The organism is Mesorhizobium calcicola (assembly GCF_042682105.1).
Lineage (GTDB): Bacteria > Pseudomonadota > Alphaproteobacteria > Rhizobiales > Rhizobiaceae > Mesorhizobium > Mesorhizobium calcicola.
This window is the reverse complement of the sequence record NZ_JBHUGY010000028.1, coordinates 174283-194005: the sequence shown is the minus strand read 5'-3', so window position 1 is coordinate 194005 and position 19723 is coordinate 174283. Positions and strand designations below refer to the sequence as shown.

The 19723-nt window shown below is 62.9% G+C and carries 20 protein-coding genes and 1 tRNA gene; 13 read left to right on the top strand and 8 right to left on the bottom strand.

What is annotated here, in order from left to right:
• Positions 1-73: 73 nt before the first annotated feature.
• Together metH and ACFSQT_RS19345 are read right to left on the bottom strand one after the other, a co-directional pair.
• The gene (gene metH, locus ACFSQT_RS19350; RefSeq protein WP_379021090.1) at positions 74-3883 is read right to left on the bottom strand and encodes a methionine synthase; all 3810 of its coding nucleotides are present in this window, start codon (positions 3881-3883) and stop codon (positions 74-76) included.
• Positions 3884-3993: 110 nt separating this feature from the next.
• Positions 3994-4215, bottom strand: a complete 222-nt coding sequence (locus ACFSQT_RS19345) for a hypothetical protein (protein ID WP_379021088.1) — start codon at positions 4213-4215, stop codon at positions 3994-3996.
• Between ACFSQT_RS19345 and ACFSQT_RS19340 the strand changes: the two genes are divergently transcribed.
• The 3 genes from ACFSQT_RS19340 to ACFSQT_RS19330 all read left to right on the top strand — a co-directional run bounded on the left by ACFSQT_RS19340 (position 4208) and on the right by ACFSQT_RS19330 (position 5603).
• Positions 4208-4564: a hypothetical protein gene (locus ACFSQT_RS19340; protein WP_379021086.1), complete on the top strand. Its 357-nt coding sequence runs from the start codon at positions 4208-4210 to the stop codon at positions 4562-4564. The genes ACFSQT_RS19345 and ACFSQT_RS19340 overlap by 8 nt on opposite strands.
• The gene (locus ACFSQT_RS19335) at positions 4561-5331 is read left to right on the top strand and encodes an SDR family NAD(P)-dependent oxidoreductase (protein WP_379021084.1); all 771 of its coding nucleotides are present in this window, start codon (positions 4561-4563) and stop codon (positions 5329-5331) included. The genes ACFSQT_RS19340 and ACFSQT_RS19335 overlap by 4 nt, the downstream gene beginning before the upstream one ends.
• Positions 5332-5393: 62 nt before the next feature.
• Positions 5394-5603, top strand: a complete 210-nt coding sequence (locus tag ACFSQT_RS19330; protein WP_379021082.1) for a hypothetical protein — start codon at positions 5394-5396, stop codon at positions 5601-5603.
• A gap of 149 nt (positions 5604-5752) precedes the next feature.
• Here the strand turns inward: ACFSQT_RS19330 and ACFSQT_RS19325 are convergent, their stop codons facing one another.
• From ACFSQT_RS19325 to ACFSQT_RS19315, 3 genes are all read right to left on the bottom strand, one after another.
• On the bottom strand, positions 5753-6046 hold the full coding sequence (locus tag ACFSQT_RS19325) for a GYD domain-containing protein (RefSeq protein ID WP_379021194.1): 294 nt from the start codon (positions 6044-6046) through the stop codon (positions 5753-5755).
• Positions 6047-6283: 237 nt separating this feature from the next.
• Entirely contained in the window at positions 6284-8386 is a 2103-nt protein-coding gene (locus tag ACFSQT_RS19320; protein WP_379021080.1) for a sensor histidine kinase, read from the bottom strand.
• 233 nt (positions 8387-8619) lie between these two features.
• Entirely contained in the window at positions 8620-9258 is a 639-nt protein-coding gene (locus tag ACFSQT_RS19315; protein WP_379021078.1) for a TetR/AcrR family transcriptional regulator, read from the bottom strand.
• Positions 9259-9427: 169 nt separating this feature from the next.
• On the opposite strand from ACFSQT_RS19315, the gene ACFSQT_RS19310 reads away from it, so the two are divergent.
• On the top strand, positions 9428-10138 hold the full coding sequence (locus ACFSQT_RS19310) for a hypothetical protein (RefSeq protein ID WP_379021076.1): 711 nt from the start codon (positions 9428-9430) through the stop codon (positions 10136-10138).
• A gap of 422 nt (positions 10139-10560) precedes the next feature.
• Here the strand turns inward: ACFSQT_RS19310 and ACFSQT_RS19305 are convergent.
• A tRNA-Thr gene (locus ACFSQT_RS19305) sits at positions 10561-10635 on the bottom strand.
• Between the two features lie 161 nt (positions 10636-10796).
• Between ACFSQT_RS19305 and ACFSQT_RS19300 the strand changes: the two genes are divergently transcribed.
• The 9 genes from ACFSQT_RS19300 to yacG all read left to right on the top strand — a co-directional run bounded on the left by ACFSQT_RS19300 (position 10797) and on the right by yacG (position 16636).
• Positions 10797-10997, top strand: coding sequence for a hypothetical protein (locus ACFSQT_RS19300; RefSeq protein ID WP_379021074.1), 201 nt, complete (start codon positions 10797-10799; stop codon positions 10995-10997).
• 128 nt (positions 10998-11125) lie between these two features.
• The gene (gene murA, locus ACFSQT_RS19295) at positions 11126-12418 is read left to right on the top strand and encodes a UDP-N-acetylglucosamine 1-carboxyvinyltransferase (protein ID WP_379021072.1); all 1293 of its coding nucleotides are present in this window, start codon (positions 11126-11128) and stop codon (positions 12416-12418) included.
• A 275-nt stretch (positions 12419-12693) separates the two neighbouring features.
• On the top strand, positions 12694-13128 hold the full coding sequence (locus ACFSQT_RS19290) for a DUF2948 family protein (protein ID WP_379021070.1): 435 nt from the start codon (positions 12694-12696) through the stop codon (positions 13126-13128).
• Between the two features lie 7 nt (positions 13129-13135).
• A complete protein-coding gene (gene hisD / locus ACFSQT_RS19285; RefSeq protein ID WP_379021068.1) occupies positions 13136-14428 on the top strand; it encodes a histidinol dehydrogenase in 1293 nt (430 codons plus the stop codon).
• Between the two features lie 6 nt (positions 14429-14434).
• The gene (locus tag ACFSQT_RS19280) at positions 14435-14920 is read left to right on the top strand and encodes a UPF0262 family protein (RefSeq protein WP_379021066.1); all 486 of its coding nucleotides are present in this window, start codon (positions 14435-14437) and stop codon (positions 14918-14920) included.
• Positions 14908-15369, top strand: a complete 462-nt coding sequence (locus ACFSQT_RS19275; RefSeq protein WP_379021192.1) for an arsenate-mycothiol transferase ArsC — start codon at positions 14908-14910, stop codon at positions 15367-15369. The genes ACFSQT_RS19280 and ACFSQT_RS19275 overlap by 13 nt, the downstream gene beginning before the upstream one ends.
• Before the next feature lie 203 nt (positions 15370-15572).
• Positions 15573-15791, top strand: a complete 219-nt coding sequence (infA, locus tag ACFSQT_RS19270; protein ID WP_006200926.1) for a translation initiation factor IF-1 — start codon at positions 15573-15575, stop codon at positions 15789-15791.
• A gap of 21 nt (positions 15792-15812) precedes the next feature.
• The gene (locus ACFSQT_RS19265) at positions 15813-16442 is read left to right on the top strand and encodes a Maf-like protein (protein WP_379021064.1); all 630 of its coding nucleotides are present in this window, start codon (positions 15813-15815) and stop codon (positions 16440-16442) included.
• Positions 16439-16636, top strand: a complete 198-nt coding sequence (gene yacG / locus ACFSQT_RS19260; protein ID WP_379021062.1) for a DNA gyrase inhibitor YacG — start codon at positions 16439-16441, stop codon at positions 16634-16636. Before ACFSQT_RS19265 ends, yacG begins: the two co-directional genes overlap by 4 nt.
• A 24-nt stretch (positions 16637-16660) precedes the next feature.
• Here yacG and melA read toward each other — a convergent pair whose 3' ends face one another.
• Positions 16661-18031, bottom strand: coding sequence for an alpha-glucosidase/alpha-galactosidase (gene melA / locus ACFSQT_RS19255; RefSeq protein WP_379021061.1), 1371 nt, complete (start codon positions 18029-18031; stop codon positions 16661-16663).
• A gap of 19 nt (positions 18032-18050) precedes the next feature.
• Positions 18051-19718 (bottom strand): ABC transporter ATP-binding protein, encoded by a 1668-nt coding sequence (locus tag ACFSQT_RS19250; protein WP_379021059.1) that lies wholly within the window; start codon positions 19716-19718, stop codon positions 18051-18053.
• Positions 19719-19723 lie beyond the last annotated feature (5 nt).

Sequence of the window (19723 nt, the reverse complement as noted above, 5' to 3'; positions counted from 1 at the left end):
CTGCGCGCCCCGAGTCCCGTCCATACGAAAACGACGCGGGGTCGGAGCGAAAAGACGACGGAGCCCTCCGCCGCTATTCAGCCGCCTCGGCTTGGTGTGCCGGTACATAGTTGAGGATCGGTCCGAGCCAGCGCTCGACCTCGGCCAACGGCATCGCCTTGCGGCGTGCATAGTCCTCGACCTGGTCGCGTTCGACCTTGGCGACGCCGAAATAATAGCTTTCGGGGTGCGACAGATAGATTCCCGACACCGACGAACCCGGCCACATCGCATAGCTTTCCGTCAGGCTTACCCCGGCATTGCCCTCGCCGTCGAGCAGCCGGAAAAGCGTCGCCTTCTCGGTGTGGTCCGGTTGCGCCGGATAGCCGGGCGCCGGGCGGATGCCGCGATAGGGCTCGCCGATCAGTTCGTCTGGCGCCAGATCCTCGTCTGCCGCATAGCCCCAGAATTCCTGGCGCACTTTCTCATGCATGCGCTCGGCGAAGGCCTCGGCGAAGCGGTCGGCCAGCGCCTTGACCATGATCGAGGAATAATCGTCGTTCGCCCGCTCGAAACGCTCGGCGATCGCCACCTCCTCGATGCCGGCGGTGACGATGAAGCCGCCGATGTAGTCTCGTTTGCCGCTGTCCGACGGGGCGATGAAATCCGACAGTGCGACATTGGCCTTGCCGTCGCGCTTGGTCAGCTGCTGGCGCAAGGTGAAGAACGTCGCCAGTTCCTGCGATCGCGTATCATCCGTGAATAGTCTGATATCGTCGCCGGCGGCATTGGCCGGCCAGAGGCCGATGACGCCGCGAGGCGCGAACCATTTCTCGGCGATGATCCTCTTCAGCATCGCCTGCGCATCCTCGAACAGTTGGCGCGCCGCTGGTCCCTGCGCCTCGTCTTCGAGGATTTTGGGATAACGCCCCTTCAGCTCCCAGGTCTGGAAAAACGGTGTCCAGTCGATGTAGCGGGCCAGTTCGGCGAGATCCCAGTTTTCGAACACCTTGACGCCAGTGAAGGACGGCTTCGGCGGCTCATAGGCAGACCAGTCGATCCGGTGCGCATTGGCACGGGCCTTGGCCAGCGGCAGCCGCTGCTTGTCGGCTTCGGAGCGGGCGTGCGCCTCGGCGACCTTCTTGTATTCGGCACGCACGGTGTCGACATAGCCGGCCTTGGTCTCGTTCGACAGCAGGGAGGACACGACACCGACCGCCCGGCTGGCGTCGGTGACATAGACGGTCTGGCCGCTGGTGTAGCGCGGGTGGATTTTCACCGCCGTGTGCACACGGCTGGTCGTCGCGCCGCCGATCAACAGCGGGATGTCGAGGCCTTCGCGCTCCATTTCGGAGGCCATGTGCACCATCTCGTCGAGCGACGGCGTGATCAGGCCGGACAGGCCGATGATGTCGACATGCTGCTCGCGCGCCGTCTGCAGGATCCTGGCCGGCGGCACCATGACGCCGAGATCGATGATCTCGTAATTGTTGCAGGCCAGAACCACGCCGACGATGTTCTTGCCGATGTCATGGACATCGCCCTTCACCGTCGCCATCAGGATCTTGCCTGCCGTCTGGCGCTCGCCATTGTCGATGCCGTTGGCGGCGTTCGCCACCTTCTCGGCCTCCATGTGCGGCAATAGTCCCGCGACGGCTTGTTTCATCACCCGCGCGGACTTCACCACTTGCGGCAGGAACATTTTGCCGGCGCCGAACAGGTCGCCGACGATATTCATGCCGGCCATCAGCGGGCCTTCGATGACGTGCAGCGGGCGCTCGGCCGCCAGCCGCGCTTCCTCGGTGTCGGCGTCGATGAATTCGGTGATGCCGTTGACCAGCGCATGGCTGATCCGCTGTTCGACCGGCAATTCGCGCCAGGCGAGATCGCGCTCCCTGGCCTCCTGGCCGGCCGTGCCCTTGAAGCGTTCGGCGATCTCCAGCATGCGTTCGGTGGCGGTGCCGCCGGCCTTGGGCACGCGGTTGAGCACGACATCCTCGCAGGCCTCGCGCAGTTCCGGCTCGATCGTGTCGTAGACCGCAAGCTGGCCGGCATTGACGATGCCCATGTCCATGCCGCGCTGGATGGCATGATAGAGGAACACGGCGTGCATCGCCTCGCGCACCGGCTCGTTGCCGCGGAACGAGAAGGACAGGTTCGACACGCCGCCGGAAATATGGACATGCGGCAGCGTCGCGGTGATCTCGCCCGTCGCCTCGATGAAGTCGACGCCGTAATTGTCGTGCTCCTCGATGCCGGTGGCGATGGCGAAGACGTTGGGGTCGAAGACGATGTCTTCCGGCGGAAAGCCGGCCTGTTCGGTCAGGAGCTTGTAGGCGCGGGTGCAGATCTCGACCTTGCGCGCTTTGGTGTCGGCCTGGCCGTCCTCGTCGAAGGCCATGACGACCACCGCAGCACCATAAGCGCGCACCAGCCTGGCATGATGCAGGAACGCCTCCTCGCCTTCCTTCATCGAGATGGAGTTGACCAGCGGCTTGCCCTGCACGCATTTCAGGCCGGCCTCGATGATCTCCCATTTCGAACTGTCGACCATCACCGGGACGCGGGCGATGTCCGGCTCGGCGGCGATCAGGTTGAGATAACTGACCATCGCCTTTTTCGAATCGATCAGCCCCTCGTCCATGTTGATGTCGATGATCTGGGCGCCGTTGGCGACCTGGTCGCGCGCCACGTCGAGCGCGGCGACATAGTCGCCCGCCGTGATCAGCTTCCTGAACTTGGCCGACCCGGTGACATTGGTCCGCTCGCCGACATTGACGAACGGGATCTCGTCGGTCAGCGTGAACGGTTCCAGCCCGGAAAGGCGCATCTTCGGCTCGATATCCGGAATGACACGCGGCGGATATTTCCGCACCGCCTCGGCAATCGCGCGGATGTGATCCGGCGTCGAGCCGCAGCAGCCGCCGACGACGTTGACCAGCCCCTCGCGGGCGAAATCCTCGATCTGCGCGGCCATGTATTCCGGGCTCTCGTCATACCGGCCGAATTCATTGGGCAGGCCGGCATTCGGATAGGCGCAAGTGAATGTGTTGGCGACGCCTGAAATCTCGGCCAGATGGGCGCGCATGGCCTTGGCGCCGAGCGCGCAGTTGAGGCCGATGGTGAAGGGGCTTGCATGGCGCACAGAGTGCCAGAAGGCCGTCGGCGTCTGGCCCGACAGCGTGCGGCCGGACAGGTCGGTGATCGTGCCGGAGATCATCACCGGCAGGCGCACGCCCTTCTCGATGAAGATCTCTTCTGCTGCGAAGATCGCCGCCTTGGCGTTCAGCGTGTCGAAGATGGTCTCGATCAGGATGATGTCGGCGCCACCGTCAATGAGGCCGCGCAACTGCTCGCCATAGGCCAGGCGCAGATCGTCGAAAGTCACGGCGCGGTAGCCGGGATTGTTGACGTCGGGCGACATCGACGCGGTGCGGTTGGTCGGCCCAAGAGCGCCGGCGACGAAACGGCGCTTGCCGTCCTGCTGCTGGGCTCGCACCGCCGCGCGCCGCACCAGCCGCGCACCATCGCGGTTCAGCGCGTAGACGGCATCCTCCATGCCGTAATCGGCCTGCGCGATGGAGGTCGAGGAGAAGGTGTTGGTCTCGAGGATGTCGGCGCCTGCCATGGCGTATTGGTAGTGGATTTCCTCGATCGCCCCGGGCTGCGTCAGGATCAGCAGGTCATTGTTGCCCTGCTGGTGGCAGGCGCAGCCAGCGAACGCCTCGCCGCGAAACTGGCTTTCGTCGAACCCCAGGCCCTGGATCTGCGTGCCCATGGCGCCGTCGAGGATGAGGATACGTTCGCGCGCCGCCGCCGTCAGCGCCGCAAGCACTTCCGAACCGTCGGGCTTCGCCGCGACGGGGCCGAACAATGCGTCCAGCGATGCAGAGTTCTGCGACATTTTTTATCCCTTTGGCGACAAGCCTATTCATGTCACATAAGGATATCTTTATGTCAATATACGACAGATGATCGACCGTGTCACGCGACAACCGACGCGGCAGTCGTTCTTCAGTGCAATCCGGCCAGCAAGGCTTGCGCCTCGGCAAGATTCTTTTCCGAGCCAGCGGTGAGGTCGTCCATCTTGCGGTCCCAGAAGATGACCAGCGCATCCTGGCAGGCAGCGATGGCTTCCTCGGCATGCGCTTTCTCCTTGCGGGCGGCGCCGAGATCGGTCAGCACGTCGCACAGGCTGTGCTGCGTGAAGGCGACGCCCGGCACCGAATTGATCATCTTCTACGGCGATGGCCTCGCGCAGGATCGGCACGGCTTCCTCGAAACGGGCGACGTTGTTTTCGGCGCGGCCGGCAAGCGTCAGCGCATAGCCGACCTCGTTCTGCAGGCTGGCCCAGCGGTCGGGGTCGCGGTCGCGGCCAGCCTCGCCGGCCAGAACCCGGTTCACGGCAATCGCTTCGTCGAACACTGCCGGTTCTGGCGCCTTCGCGCCGATCATGCCGAGCACCCCGGTCTGTCGGGAACTGGCCCAGAAGCCGGCTGGCTTTCACGCCGCGAGCGGATAGTGTCAGCAAGGAGGCCGTCATGCTTAAACCAGAGAGGAGCCTTTCAGGGGAGGTTGCGATGACAGAATTCACGCCTAAATTCGATCTGGCCGGCAAGGTGGTGCTGGTCACCGGCGCCTCGCGCGGCATTGGCCGCGCCTGCGCGCTGGCCTGTGCCGGCTCCGGTGCCGACATGATCGTCGGTGTGCGCAGCAAGGCCGACGGGGCGGACCTTGTCGCCGAGATCAAGAGCTTGGGCAGGCGGGCGCTTGCCGTGCAGGTGGATTTGACCGATCTCGCCACGGTGCGAAAGGCCGTCGCCGACGCGCACGCCGCCTTCGGCCGCATCGACGTGCTGGTCAACAATGTCGGGCTCGGGCCAGAAAACCTGGCCGAAAACGTCACCGAGGAAGATTTCGACCTGACGGTGAACGTCAATCTCAAGGGCACGTTCTTCACCACCCAGGCGGTCGGCCGGTTGATGATCGCGCAGAAATCCGGGCGCATCATCAACATCAGCTCACAGGCCGGCACGGTGACGCTGAAGGGCGAGGCGATCTACTGCATGAGCAAGGCGGCGATCAACCATTTGACGCGCTGCCTGGCCGCAGAATGGGCGCAGCACAAGATCGCCGTCAACAGCGTGGCGCCGACGTTCATCTGGACCGACGGCACGCGGCCCTCGCTCGCCGAGCCGGACTTTCACGCCCATGTGCTCGGCCACATTCCGCTCGGCCGTATCGGCGACCCGATCGATGTCGCGGGGACCGTGGTGTTCCTGGCCTCGCCGGCGGCGTCGATGATCACGGGGGCGAATATATTGGTGGATGGCGGGTGGTCGGTGGCGTAGGTCAGCCGCAGGTTGTGAGCGAATTCGAAAGATGCGCGTATACTTTTCGAAAGGAAGGCGGCATGTCCATCAATCGCAAGCTCAAAGAGGCGGGCAACTTCACGCCGTCCGAGATGGGACTTCTAGGGCGTGTCTTCGAGCAGGCGAAGCGCGAGGGCGACTCCGACGCCAGCCGAGAAGCACTGGCCTCTCGCATCATCGCCAACTATATGGCCGGAATCACCGACGAGGCCGAGCTTCTCGCCTTGTCACGGCAGCCGCTTGGTCGGTGAAGCGGCAAATGGGATAGCTCGTTGAACGTCCCTCAGAAAAGCCCCGGCCTCGCGACCCGGGGTTTTCGCTTCAAGGAAATGAGAGGTCCTCCCCGCCGGTCCGCTCGCCAGCCGGCTTCGATCGCCCGTTCACGGCACAGTGTGGGCGGTCAGGCCATCTTTGCCATTATCTTGGCCATATCCGCCGTGTCGAACGCCCTCAATGTCTGCGTTCTGATGTTGCCCAGCGATGCGATCGACAAGGCCAGTGCAGTCGCAGCAATGTCGTCGTCGGCCTCGGCAATCGCCACGACATCATATTGACCAAGCGTCCACAACAAGGTGTGCACCTTGATGCCGTTCTTGCTGGCCATCGCCTTGAAGGCCTCAGCACGCTTCTGGGTATCCTTTATGGTCTTGATACCCTGGTCTGTGAAATTTGACAGCAATACGTAATAGGCCATTGGTTCCTCCCATGGGTGGAAGCGGGCGGGCACTCACGGCGCGTCCGCCGTCTCCCGGAACCACCATAACACGAGTCAGGTGCGTGAACCACTTGCGGCAAAGAAGGCCATCGAGCGCCGTTGTCGCTTCAACCAAACAAGACCAAAGTGGAGTTCGTCGACATTCCCCGAGGCGGCCAATTGCGTGGCCACGATCTTGATGTGCGAGCTCCATGCCGCCGGCGCGTGCCAAGCCGGCTATCGGTTCATCTCGGATCCGGTTTCGTGGCCCAGGAAGTTTGCCTCGGCCCCAACCGGCCCAGACAAGTTCACCTGAAAAACGCAGATCAGTCCTGACTTTTCGAACGTCAGCCTCACGCCACCCGCGGATTCGGATTTGAATATGCGCTCCAGTAGCTGCGTGCCAAATCCCTTGCGCTCAATAGGTCCCACGGTTGGGCCGCCAATCTCTCGCCATTCGAGCTCAAGTCGGGGGTGCCCGTTTTCAATCCCAAGCCGCCACGATATCGAAACTCTGCCGTTTGCATTCGACAGCGCCCCATATTTTATCGCGTTCGTCGTCAGCTCATGAAGCGCGAGTGCAAATGAGAGAGCTACGTGTGGCGGAAGCCAGACCTTCTCTCCGCGAATTTGAACGCGATCCATCGCCGCATGCGGCTTGATCGACGCAGCGACCAGATCATTGAGATCGGCACCACTCCAGTTCTTCTGCGTAAGGACGTCGTGCGCCTTCGCCAGGGAGATGAGCCGGCTGGAGAGGGTCCGTCCTGCCTCAGGCAAAGTGGTGGCGTTCCGGATCGTCTGGCTGGCAATGGCCTGGACCACAGCAAGCGTGTTCTTGACGCGGTGGTTCAGTTCATTGACCAGCAATTTGCGATGTTCTTCGCCGCGTTTGCGGTCCGTTATGTCAAGGCTGATTTGCACGGCGCCAATGATGTTGCCGGCTGGGTCGCGGATTGGGCGCGCGCTGGAGAGCAGGAAGCGCTCGACTCCCGACGGAAGGGTGTATGCGAACTCTTCATTGTCGGTCAGTTCCCCACGCATTGCCCGGCTTAGAGGCCGGTCCTCCCGGCTCACTGTGTGACCGTCCTTGACCGCCACCGTGTCGATCACGCGGTCGGGGGTGCCAAAGGATTTGCGGACGTCGGTCGGCAAACCCATGAGTTCCGCCGCGAAGCGATTGCGGATAACCTGCAGGGCTTTCGGGTCATAGGTAAACCAGACGGCCGCCGGCACCGTCTCCAACACCGTCTCCAACTCATACCGGCGCTCGGCGATGGCACGCTCTGCGGCAACCAGCGCCCGCGCAACGGCGGCAAACTCCTTGACCGAGGTTGACATGGGTTCAACCGCGCGGCCGTGACCCAGTGCCTCGGCGCGAGCCGCAAGGTCTGCGGTGGCCCTCGTGAAATGTTTTCCTACGACATAGGCAAGCGCCGCGGAGACAAGAAGCGCCAAGATGCCGATCCCGCAGACTGCCGCAAGCGAACGCCAAAACGGCGCCTGCACCTCCGAAAGCGGGACGTTGGCGGTGTAGAACCAATCGGAATATGGGGATCGGTAGTAGCCCGCGAGCAACGTTGTTCCCTCGTAGTTCCTCGATGTGAAGCTGCCGGAGCGGCCAACGATCTTTTCCAGATACTCCGGCAAACCTGGCTTGCCGGTCATCTCCTCGTGCGCCCTGGAGCGCGCCACGTAATTTCCGTCGTGATCCCCGATGCCGACCGTCCAGCCCTCGGGCACGGCTGGCATCATCACGTTGCGTATGCGCGCGGTTGGCACGGAAATCGAAAGAAGCAGGTCTTCGCCCTTCGGGGCCGGCACCCGTATGGCAACGGCAATGCGGTAGTTTTTGGCATTGTTGCCGGTGAAGACATTGCTGACGAGAATGCCGGACGCTTTGAGCCTCTCCCGATCCGCGGCCGACATCGGTTCCACTGGTGGAAGGTCTGCGCCGTAGCCGATCTCCGTATTCAAGAGTTGATTGCGACCCAAATCGCGAAGGACAATGATCCGGTCCGTCCCTTGAACCAGGCGCTGTGCCTCGCCATGAAATGCTTCCAGATTGCCGTTGGCGAGAGCGGCCGATTTCGACAGAGCGTTGAGAGTCGTTTGGAGATTGGCAAGTTCGCCCTCGACGACCAGCGAAACCTGCCGGGCCGTTTGCAAGGCATCGTGTTCGAAGCGGGATCGCTCATGCAGAGCATATTGGACCAGCAGATAGGCCGCGAAGAGCCACACGGGTATCACCGCGGCAGCGATCAGACCAAGCAGGTGCGATCGAGCTGATCGACGAGGCAAAATCGTTTCCCCCTGCCGCCTCAGGAATTCGGCAACCATAGCTGCAAGCCGGGGAACAGCAAGTGCTAGTTAGCGCGAACGCAGCGCCCACCAGATCATCAGCCTGCAGGTTCCGGCCGCGCATGACGATCCAACCAAGCCGAACGTCGGTGCATGGTCAAGACGCGCTGTTCCCGTAGCTCTGCCCACCCCGCTCGATTGGCGGGACTGACCGAACATGCGCTCCATTCTCGGCGTCATTTCCGGACATCGGCCAGCGGCGCCTAATCCCATTAGGGCGCGTCGTTTCCAATGAGTGTCACGAAGTGCTCTAATACGTCCTGCGCAGTTCGCTCCGCAGTATGTCCAGCGACTGCCCATTGCGCAAAGTGTCCATCAATGCACATGCGTGCGAGCCCGTAGACGAGCGCCCTCGCAGCTATCTGGGTCTCTGCTATATCGGTTGAACGGAGCATGTTTCGTCGCTGTGCTTCCACCACCGACTCTTCCATCAACGAACGCACCGCTTCGTTGTCGTTACGCAGCGACTCCGAACTGTCCCAATCAATAAGACTGCGCGTCGAAATGATCTGGAAATGGGTGGGGTTTCGCATTGCCCAGCGCAAATAGGCGATACCAACGGCGGCAAATCGCTCAATCGGATCGTCGGAAGCGAGGCTTTCGACCGCTTTCGTAATCTCTGAGCGGAACCGGCTCATTGCCTGCTCCGCGACAGCCGTCATCAATGCGGTCTTGTTGCTGAAATGACGAAAGGGGGCGCCTGGAGAAACGCCGGCCCGCTTTGCGGCTTCGCGCACGCTCACATTGTCGGGGCCGCCCTCCTCGACAAGTTGAACCGCAGCGTCAATCAGCGCATCCCGCAAATTGCCATGGTGATAGCCGGTGCGGCCAGGTGTCTTGGCTTTTGGCATATCATTCCCTTCGTTCGATACAGCTGCACCCCTCCCTTATATCACGATCCGCGAAGTATGTAATCACTGTTTACAACCCATCTTGGCCGATATAAGCAGTGATTACATTCAGAATCGGAACGGGCCGCGGTCTTCGCGGCTCCCAAATTCCTGGATGGAGGAGAAGAACATGCTTGACGCAAACGTCGAACCCTGCCGCCCTCAAATTATGTCGTTCCCGAGTTCATCTAATGCGCCCGATGTTCGGACTGTTCAGTCGAGCGAAGCCGTGTCCAACGTCATGCTCTACCGGCTTGCATCCATGGCCGGAGCGGGAAGCGCGCTCATCCTTCTGGTCAACGCCGCAAAAAGGAGCGCACTCATCGCGACCACCGATTTCACGCAGCTCCTCGCGCCACTCGCCGAGATATTGGCGCTCGGTCTTATCGTAGGCTTGTTCCTTGCCTTCGGTCGGCGCGCGGGCCCGCTGGGCACGATTGCGTTCGTCGTCAACTTCATCGCACTCGCAAGTCTGGAAGGGGTGGAAGTGGTGATCAATCTCGTTTTTTCCAAACTTCCGCTGACGACCATCATGGACCTGCGAGCCGGGCCCCTAGGCTTGGCATTGGTGGCAAGTTCGTTACTTTTTCTGGTCGGGACGCTGGCGTTTGCGATCTCTCTCGCCGTTAGGAAAGGCGTGCCGCGCGTTCCGCTCGCTCTCTATTTCATGGGTGCGGTGCCAATTGCGCTGCGTGCGCTCGTTCCGGAGTGGACACTCGACGTGGGCCTCGTGGTTCTCGCGACGGCGATCGCGTGGCTGGCCGGCTCGCTGTGGATACGCGCGAGCACCATCGATGATGTCAGGCCGGAAAGTGTCATGCACCTATCGCGCGGTGCATAAGTCAGGATCGCATTGCCAGTCTGCTTTTGGGTCAGAAACGACTGAAAGTCACTAATGCCCTAATACGGAAGTCGGGTTCTGCTGCCATCCGTTGACGAGCGTTCTGCTCGCCGAAGGCCACTCGGTCCGGTCGGCGATACGCTCCCACCAATCGCTCATCATGCGTGTGGCCGAAGGCGGCTGACGAGCGTGGCGAGTTCCGCCTGACGGTATGTGTTGTTCTTGGCGAATACCGCTCTGAGCTGGGTGCGCGCGGTTTCGCTACTGATGTCGAGTGCAATTGCGCCGCATTAATGCCATCGCCCGACGCAAGGCGAGCGGCCAGCCTGGCCTCGGCTGCCGTCAAGCCAAATGCAGCGCGCAAGCGCAGTGCATCCGGACGCGCCAGAGACCTATATTCGTGGAAATCTGGCGAAAACGGCTGGTGCTGCGAGAGAGGATTGAACTCTCGACCTCTCCCTTACCAAGGGAGTGCTCTACCACTGAGCTACCGCAGCCGCCGATGGCGGGGCTTCTGCCATATCGAACCGGCAAGCGCAAGGCCAAGTGCAACGCTTCTGTGAATGCCTTTGCCGGATCGCTTTTAATGACATGGCGGCGCCACAATGTTGGCTATCCCTGATTGGCGGGCTGGCTGGTCGCCGACCGGGACGGGACGATGAACGACAAGACAATTCCAGTGAAAAAGGGCGGCACGGACCGCAAGGACCGGCTCGCCGAACAATTGCGCGCCAATCTGCAGAAGCGCAAGGCGCAGTCGCGCTCGCGGCGCACCGGGGACGCTGACAAGCAGCGCACCGGGGACGCCGACCAGAGGCCGGACGGGCTCGGCGCGGCAAGGGAAATACAAAAAGATTAACGCAAATCGGCCACTCTTGGACCGGATACCAGGAAATCCTATTTCTTGAACCAGACCGGCCAATGGTCTAGACGGGCCGATACTCAAACGATTGAAGCGGCCTTTTTGGCCGAGAGGGACGTTCTTCCATGGATCGCATCAGAATTGTCGGCGGCAACAAGCTTGCCGGAAGCATCCCGATCTCGGGCGCGAAAAACGCCGCCCTGCCGCTGATGATCGCCTCGCTTTTGACCGACGACACGCTGACGCTGGAAAACGTGCCGCATCTGGCCGATGTCGAGCAGCTGATCCGCATCCTCGGCAATCACGGCGTCGACTATTCGGTCAATGGCCGCCGCGAGAAGCAGAATGAGGGCTATTCGCGCACCATCAATTTCTCGGCCCGCAACATCGTCGACACCACGGCCCCTTATGAGCTGGTGTCGAAGATGCGCGCGTCGTTCTGGGTGATCGGCCCGCTGCTTGCCCGCATGGGCGAGGCCAAGGTGTCGCTGCCGGGCGGTTGCGCCATCGGCACGCGCCCGGTCGACCTGTTCCTCGACGGCCTGCAGGTGCTGGGCGCCGATATCGACGTCGACACCGGCTATGTCATCGCCAAGACCCGTAATGGCCGGCTTGTCGGCAACCGCTACGTGTTCCCGAAAGTCTCGGTCGGCGCCACCCATGTGCTGATGATGGCGGCAGCGCTGGCCAAGGGCGAGACGGTGCTTGAAAACGCCGCCTGCGAGCCCGAAATCGTCAACCTCGCCGAGTGCCTCAATGCCATGGGCGCCAGGATTTCCGGCGCCGGCACGCCTGTTATCACCATCGATGGCGTCGAATCACTCTCCGGCGCCCGCGTCCGCGTCATTCCCGACCGCATCGAGACCGGCACCTATGCCATGGCGGTGGCGATGACCGGCGGCGACGTCGTGCTTGAAGGCGCACGCCCCGAACTGCTGCAGACCGCGCTCGACGTGATCGCCCAGACCGGCGCCGAGATCACGCCGACCAATTCCGGCATCCGGGTCAGGCGCAACGGCGCCGGCATTTCGCCGGTCGACGTGACGACGGCACCGTTCCCGGCGTTCCCGACCGATTTGCAGGCGCAGTTCATGGGCCTGATGACGATGGCCAAGGGCAAGTCGCGCATCACCGAGACGATTTTCGAAAACCGCTTCATGCACGTGCAGGAACTGGCCCGGCTCGGCGCCCACATCACGCTTTCGGGTCAGACGGCGATCGTCGACGGCGTGCCGAAGCTGAAGGGCGCGCCGGTCATGGCGACCGATCTTCGCGCCTCCGTCTCGCTGGTCATCGCCGGCCTGGCGGCCGAAGGTGAGACGACGGTCAACCGCGTCTACCATCTCGACCGCGGCTTCGAGCGGCTGGAAGAAAAGCTGTCCAATTGCGGCGCGGTGATCGAGCGGATTTCGGCGTAGGCAACTGCCTTCCAGCGTTGCTGGCTGGCGAAAGCCGAAGCAGCATCCACTCTTCCCCTTTTGCGGGGGAGGTCGGCAGCTTCGTCGGCGACCCCTGTAGCAGTCGCGGTTGCACGGAGCGGAAAGACCGCCTAGAGCCTGTTTCATCTCGACCAGGGTCGAGATGAGGCTCCAGATTCCTGCTTGAGCATGATCTTTTCCGAAAACCGGTTTCCACTTTTGGGGATCATGCTCTAACAGAAGGCTGAACATCAACCTTCAGGTGCGAAATCCGCATGACCGCCCTTAAGCTTATCGCACTCGACGACCAGGACCTGAGCATCGTCTCGGCGCATGTCCAGGATGCCGTGATGAAGGTCTCGGACCTCGAATTCCTGCCTTCGGCCAAGCGTTTCGTGTTGACCATGAACCGCTTCGTCTGGGAGGCCAAGTCAGGCCTGTTTCGCCAGCACAATGAGCGGCGGCAGGCGGTGCTGCATTTCGACCGCGTGCTTGGCGCCAAGACCAATGGCATTGCCCGCGACAAGCCGGCCGAGACCCTGTCGCTGCTGGCGATCAGTTTCATCGAGATCAACAAGCCGGCCGGCATCGTCGAGCTGATCTTTTCGGGCGGCGGCACCATCATGCTCGATGTCGAGTGCATCGAGGCCCGCCTTGCCGACATCGGCGGCGCGTGGGAAGCCACCTCGCGCCCCGTCCACAAGGCTTGAGCGTCCGATGGCCATCACGCTTCGTCAGTCCGACGCCGATTTCGAGCAGCGTTTCGCCGCCTTCCTTTTGACCAAGCGAGAGGTGTCGGCCGATGTCGATGCCGCGGTGCGCGACATCATCGCACGCGTGCGCGCCGAGGGCGACGCGGCGCTGATCGACTACACCAGGAAATTCGACCATGCCGACCTCAGGGAGCTCGGCATTGCCGTATCAAGGGACGACATCGCCCAAGCTTACAAGGCCGCCGACCCAAAGACGATCGAGGCGCTGGAATTCGCACGCGACCGTATCCGCTCGCATCACGAGCGGCAGCGCCCCCGGGACGATCGCTATACGGACGCCGCCGGCGTCGAGCTCGGCTGGCGCTGGACGGCGATCGAGGCGGTCGGTCTCTATGTGCCGGGCGGCACGGCGAGCTACCCAAGCTCGGTGCTGATGAACGCCATCCCGGCTGGGGTGGCCGGCGTCGAGCGCATCGTCATGGTCGTGCCGGCGCCCGGCGGCATCATCAATCCGCTGGTGCTGGTGGCGGCCGATATCGCTGGCGTGTCGGAGATTTATCGCGTCGGCGGCGCCCAGGCGGTCGCGGCACTTGCCTATGGCACCGAGACCATAAAGCCAGTGGCCAAGATCGTCGGCCCAGGCAATGCCTATGTCGCGGCGGCCAAGCGCCAGGTGTTCGGCACCGTCGGCATCGACATGATCGCCGGGCCCTCGGAAGTGCTTGTCGTGGCCGACGGCAGCAACGACCCGGACTGGATCGCCGCCGACCTGCTGGCCCAGGCAGAGCATGACGCGTCGGCGCAGTCGATCCTGGTCACCGACGATCCGGCCTTCGGTCGTGCCGTCGAACAGGCCGTGGAACGCCAGTTGCAGAGCCTCCCGCGCGCCGAGACAGCAGCGGCGAGCTGGCGCGATTTCGGCGCGGTGATCGAGGTCGCCTCGATCGACGCCGCGCTGCCGCTGGTCAACCGCATCGCCGCCGAACATGTCGAACTCGCCATCGACGATGCCGAGGGGTTCCTGGCGCGGATGCGCAATGCCGGTGCCGTCTTTCTCGGCCGCCACACGCCGGAAGCCATCGGCGACTATGTCGGCGGCTCCAATCACGTGCTGCCGACGGCACGCTCGGCGCGCTTCTCGTCGGGGCTGTCCGTGCTCGATTTCGTCAAGCGCACCTCGATCCTGAAGCTTGGACCGGAGCAGTTGCGGATTCTGGCGCCGGCGGCCATTGCGCTGGCCAAGGCGGAAGGCCTCGATGCGCATGGACGCTCCGTCGCCATACGGCTGAACATGTAGGCCATCATGTCGGACTACGATCGAACCCGCGCCAGGCTGATCGATGTCGAACTCGATGAATCGATCGGCCGTTCGACGCCCGATGTCGAGCATGAACGCGCGGTGGCGATCTTCGACCTGATCGAGGAAAACAGTTTTCAACCCGTCAATGACGGCGGCGACGGCCCCTATCGGCTGAAACTGTCGCTGGCCGAGCAGCGCCTGGTCTTTGCCGTGGCGCGCGAGGACGGGGCTGCCGTCGTCACCCACATCCTGTCGCTGACGCCGCTCAGGCGCATCGTCAAGGACTACTACATGATCTGCGAGAGCTACTACGACGCCATCCGTACCTCGACGCCGAGCCACATCGAGGCGATCGACATGGGCCGCCGCGGCTTGCACAATGAGGGCTCGCAGACGCTGATGGACCGGCTGGCCGGCAAGATCGACATCGACTTCGATACGGCGCGCCGGCTGTTCACGCTGGTCTGCGTGCTGCACTGGCGGGGTTAGTCCTGGCTACCCTGCCCCGCTCGATCCTATTCCTGTGCGGCATGAACGCCGTGCGTTCGCCGATGGCGGAGCAGATGGCGCGGCGGGCGCTGCCGGCCACCATCTTCGTCGCCTCGGCCGGCGTTCGCGCCGGCGAGCGCGATCCGTTCGTCGATGCGGTGCTGGCAGAGGAAGGCCTGTCGCTGGGCGAGCGTCACCCAAGGACGATGGACGATCTCGAGGACGACTATTTCGACCTCATCGTCACGCTGGCGCCGGAAGCGCACCATGCGGCGCTCGAACTCACCCGCTCGCTCGCCGTCGAGGTCGAATACTGGCCGACGCCGGACCCGACCGATGCCGCCGGCACGCGCGAACAGATCATGGCCAGTTATCGGGACGTACGCGAGCGGCTGAAAACGCGGATCGGCCGCCGTTTCGCCGAGATAGAGCCTGTTCCATCCCGATAGAATCGGGACGGCTCCAATTCTCTCTGTTTGAGCATGATCTCGGACAAACGGTTTCCGTTTGTCCGGGAAAACCGGGTTCCACTTGTCGGGATCATGCTCGCGAGCCCACCGATTAAGCGTGTTCACAAGCGGACGATTATCATATAGGTTCCGCCGAAATTCCGGCCGGGGCGCTGGAACTACCATCCAAGCAAAGGTATCGAATGCCGAAGGAAGAAGTCCTCGAGTTTCCGGGTGTCGTGACGGAATTGTTGCCCAACGCGATGTTCAGGGTGAAACTCGAAAATGAACACGAGATCATCGCCCATACTGCCGGCCGCATGCGCAAGAACCGCATCCGTGTGCTGACCGGCGACAAGGTTCTGGTCGAGATGACGCCATACGACCTGACCAAGGGCCGCATCACCTATCGTTTCAAGTAAGCAAAGTCCGACTGGTCCGCGATGAGCATTTTGCAGAAGCTGGTGCTTGCCTCGGGTTCGCCGCGCCGGATCGAGCTCTTGCAGCAGGCCGGCATCGAGCCGGACCGCGTGCTGCCGGCCGATGTCGACGAGACGCCGCTGCGCGCCGAGCATCCGCGCTCGCTGGCCAAGCGGCTGTCGAAGGAAAAGGCCGAGAAGGCATTCGCTTCGCTGAAGGCCGAGACCGACTATGCGCCGGGCTTCGTGCTGGCGGCCGACACGGTGGTCGCCGTCGGGCGGCGCATCCTGCCCAAGGCCGAAACCCTCGACGACGCCGCCAACTGCCTTGGGCTGTTGTCCGGCCGTTCGCACCGGGTCTATTCCGGCATCTGCCTGATCACGCCGGGCGGCAAACTGCGCCAGCGGCTGGTCGAGACGCGGGTGCGCTTCAAGCGACTGCCGCGCGAGGAGATCGACGCCTACGTCGCCTCGGGCGAATGGCGCGGCAAGGCCGGCGGCTATGCCGTCCAGGGACTCGCCGGCGCCTTCGTCGTCAAGCTGGTCGGCTCCTACACCAACATCGTCGGCCTGCCGCTCTATGAGACGGTGGCACTGCTTTCCGGCGAAGGCTTCAAGGTGCATGGCGGCTGGCTGGCGGGAGCCCGGCTTTGAATTCCGACCCCAAAGTCACGCCACTGCGGCCAAAGCGCCCCTGCCCCGAATGCGGCAAGCCGTCGGCGCGCGACACCTTTCCGTTCTGCTCGACGCGCTGCAAGGACATCGACCTCAACCGCTGGCTGAAGGGCGCCTATGTCATCCGGGCCCGCGACGACGAGGAAGAAACGGACGCCGACGAGCCTAAATGAGGCTGGGCCGCCGGGAGCGGTTCATCAGGCGGCTTCAGTCTTGCGCCCGACACGTGCCCAGGCCGGCAGCCAGTCGCCATGAGCGGCCAAGAGATCATCGACCAGTGACCAGATCTGGTCGAGATCGAGCTCGGCGGCGGTGTGCGGATCCATCATCGCGGCATGGTAGATGTGCTCGCGGTTTTCCGTCATCAGCGCCCGCACCGTCAGCTCCTGAACGTTGATGTTGGTGCGGATCAGCGCCGTCAATTGCGGCGGCAGGTCGCCGATATAGGTCGGCTGGATGCCGGAGGCGTCGACCAGGCACGGCACTTCGGCGGCGCAATCCCGGGGCAGCGAGGTGATGCAGCCATTGTTGCGGACATTGCCGTAGATCACCGAGGGTTCGCCCGTCCATACCGAATTCATGATCGAGGAAGCATACTCCCTGGACTCCTCGACCTCGATGCGCTGGGCCGAGCGGTAGGCCTGCGCCTGGTCTTTCCAGCGCTCGATCTGCTCGATGCAGCGTTTGGGATATTCGTCGAGCGGAATGCCGTATTTCTCGATCAAATCGGGGCGGCCTTCCTTGATGAAATAGGGCGTGTATTCGGCGAAATGCTCGGAGCTTTCGGTGACGAAATAGCCCAGCCGCGTCAACATCTCGTAGCGCACCTTGTTGGGGCAGCGCGGGTTCCAGCCGGGCTTGGGCGCGCGGCCTTCGCGATAGGCACGCACGAGATCGGGATAGAGGTTGCGGTAGGAACCGTCCGGCTGGCGATGCTCGAAGCTGAGGTAGAAGGCCATATGGTTGATGCCGGCCGAGCGATAGCGGATCTCTTCGTAGGGAAGGTCGAGGTCGTGCGCCAGCTCCATTGCCGTGCCCTGCACCGAATGGCAGAGCCCGACCTGCCTGATCTCAGGGTATTTCTCTGATATCGCCCAGGTGTTGATCGCCATCGGGTTGACGTACTGCAGCATGATCGCCTGCGGGCAGACGGCAAGCATGTCCTCGCAGATCTTCCACAGATGCGGCACGGTCCTCAGGCCGCGCATGATGCCGCCGACGCCGAGCGTGTCGGCGATCGTCTGGCGCAGGCCGTATTTCTTCGGCACTTCGAAGTCGGTGACCGTGCAGGGCTCATAGCCGCCGATCTGGAAGGCGACGACGACGAAGTCTGCGCCCGCCAGCGCCTTGCGCTGGTCGGAATGGGTCTCGGCCTTCGCCTTGACGCCGAGCGTCGCGATCAGCTTGTTGACGACGATGGCGCTCTCTTCGAGCCGCTGCGGATTGATGTCCATCAGCGCGATCGTCGCGCCTGAAAGCGACGGGCGCTGCAGCACGTCGCCGACAATGTTCTTCATGAACACCGTCGAGCCGGCGCCGATGAAAGTGATCTTGGGATTTCTTGCCACGCTAACCTCCGGCATATGTTCAGGCCACATCGAAAGCGGCCCTGACGAGCCGTTCGGTGTAGGCGGTCTTGGGATTGGACAGGACCTCGTCGACGGGGCCCTGTTCGACGATCTTGCCGTGCTGCATAACGATGACGCGGTGGCACAGCGCGCGCACCACCTTGAGGTCGTGCGAAATGAAGAGGTAGCTCAAGCCACGCTCGTCCTGCAGCTTGCGCAACAGGTCGATGATCTGCGCCTGGACGGACAGGTCGAGCGCGGATGTCGGCTCGTCGAGCAGGATGAATTCGGGCTCGAGCGCGATGGCGCGGGCGATCGCAATGCGCTGCCGCTGGCCGCCGGAGAATTCGTGCGGGAACCGGGAAAGAATGTCACCCGGCATGCCGGCGCTGACCAGCGCCTCGCGCACCCGGTCGACCCGCTCGGCCCGCGTCGCGCCGATGCTGTTGACGATCAGCCCTTCCTCGATGATCTGGCCGATCGTCATGCGCGGATTGAGCGAAGAGAACGGATCCTGGAAAACGATCTGCATGCGCGAGCGCAACGGCCGCATCTCGTTGCGCGATAGGTCTTGGATCGGCTTGCCGTCGAAACGGATTTCGCCGCGCTTGGTGTCGATCAATCTCAGCAGCGCCTGGCCGAATGTGGTCTTGCCGGAACCGGATTCGCCGACCAGCCCCAGCGTCTCATGGCGGCAAAGCTTGAGGCCGAGATCGTCGACGGCGACCAGCTCGCGCCAGTCCGGTTTCAGGAAACTGCCGTGGCGCAGCATGAAGCAGACGCGCACGTCATTAGCCTCGAGGATGGCGCCGCTGCCCTCAGGAAGCGGTTGCGGACGCCCGCGCGGCTCCGAGGCGAGCAGCCGCTGGGTGTAGGGATGCTGCGGGTCCGCAAACAACCGTTCGGTGACGTTGTGCTCGCACATCGCGCCATGCTGCATGACATAGACGTAGTCGGAGAATTTGCGCACCACGGTGAGATCGTGGGTGATCAGGATCACGGCCATCCGCAGCTCTTTCTGCAGATTGCGGATCAGGTTCAGGATCTGCGCCTGGACGGTGACGTCGAGCGCGGTGGTCGGCTCATCGGCGATCAACACGTCGGGATCGTTGGCGAGCGCCATGGCGATCATCACGCGCTGCCGCTGACCGCCCGAAAGCTGGTGCGGATACTGTTTGAGCCGCGCCTCCGGCTCGGGGATCTGGACATGCCGCAGCAGCTCGAGCGCCCGTGCCCAAGCTTGCCTGCGGCTCACCTTGCGGTGCACCCGGATCGCCTCGACGATCTGGCTGCCGACCGTATAGATCGGGTTGAGCGAACTCATCGGCTCCTGGAAAATCATCGAGATGCGGTTGCCGCGCAGCTTGCGCCGCTCGCTCTCGGGGAATTTCAGGATGTTCTGGCCGTCGTAACAGATGCTCGATTTCGGCGACACGGTGGCGCGCCGCGACAGCAGCCCCATGACGGCGCGCGCCGTCACCGACTTGCCGGAGCCGGATTCGCCGACGATGGCAATCGTCTCGCCGCGATAGAGCTGGAACGAGATGTCCTTGACCGCTTCGACAACGCCGTGCTCGACCTTGAAGGCGACCTCGATGTTGCGGGCGTCGATGATGGGCTGGTCCTGGCGCCCGTCATGGTCAAGACGAACGATGGGTGCGAAGGACCCGGCGAGTAAGACGGTCATCCCAG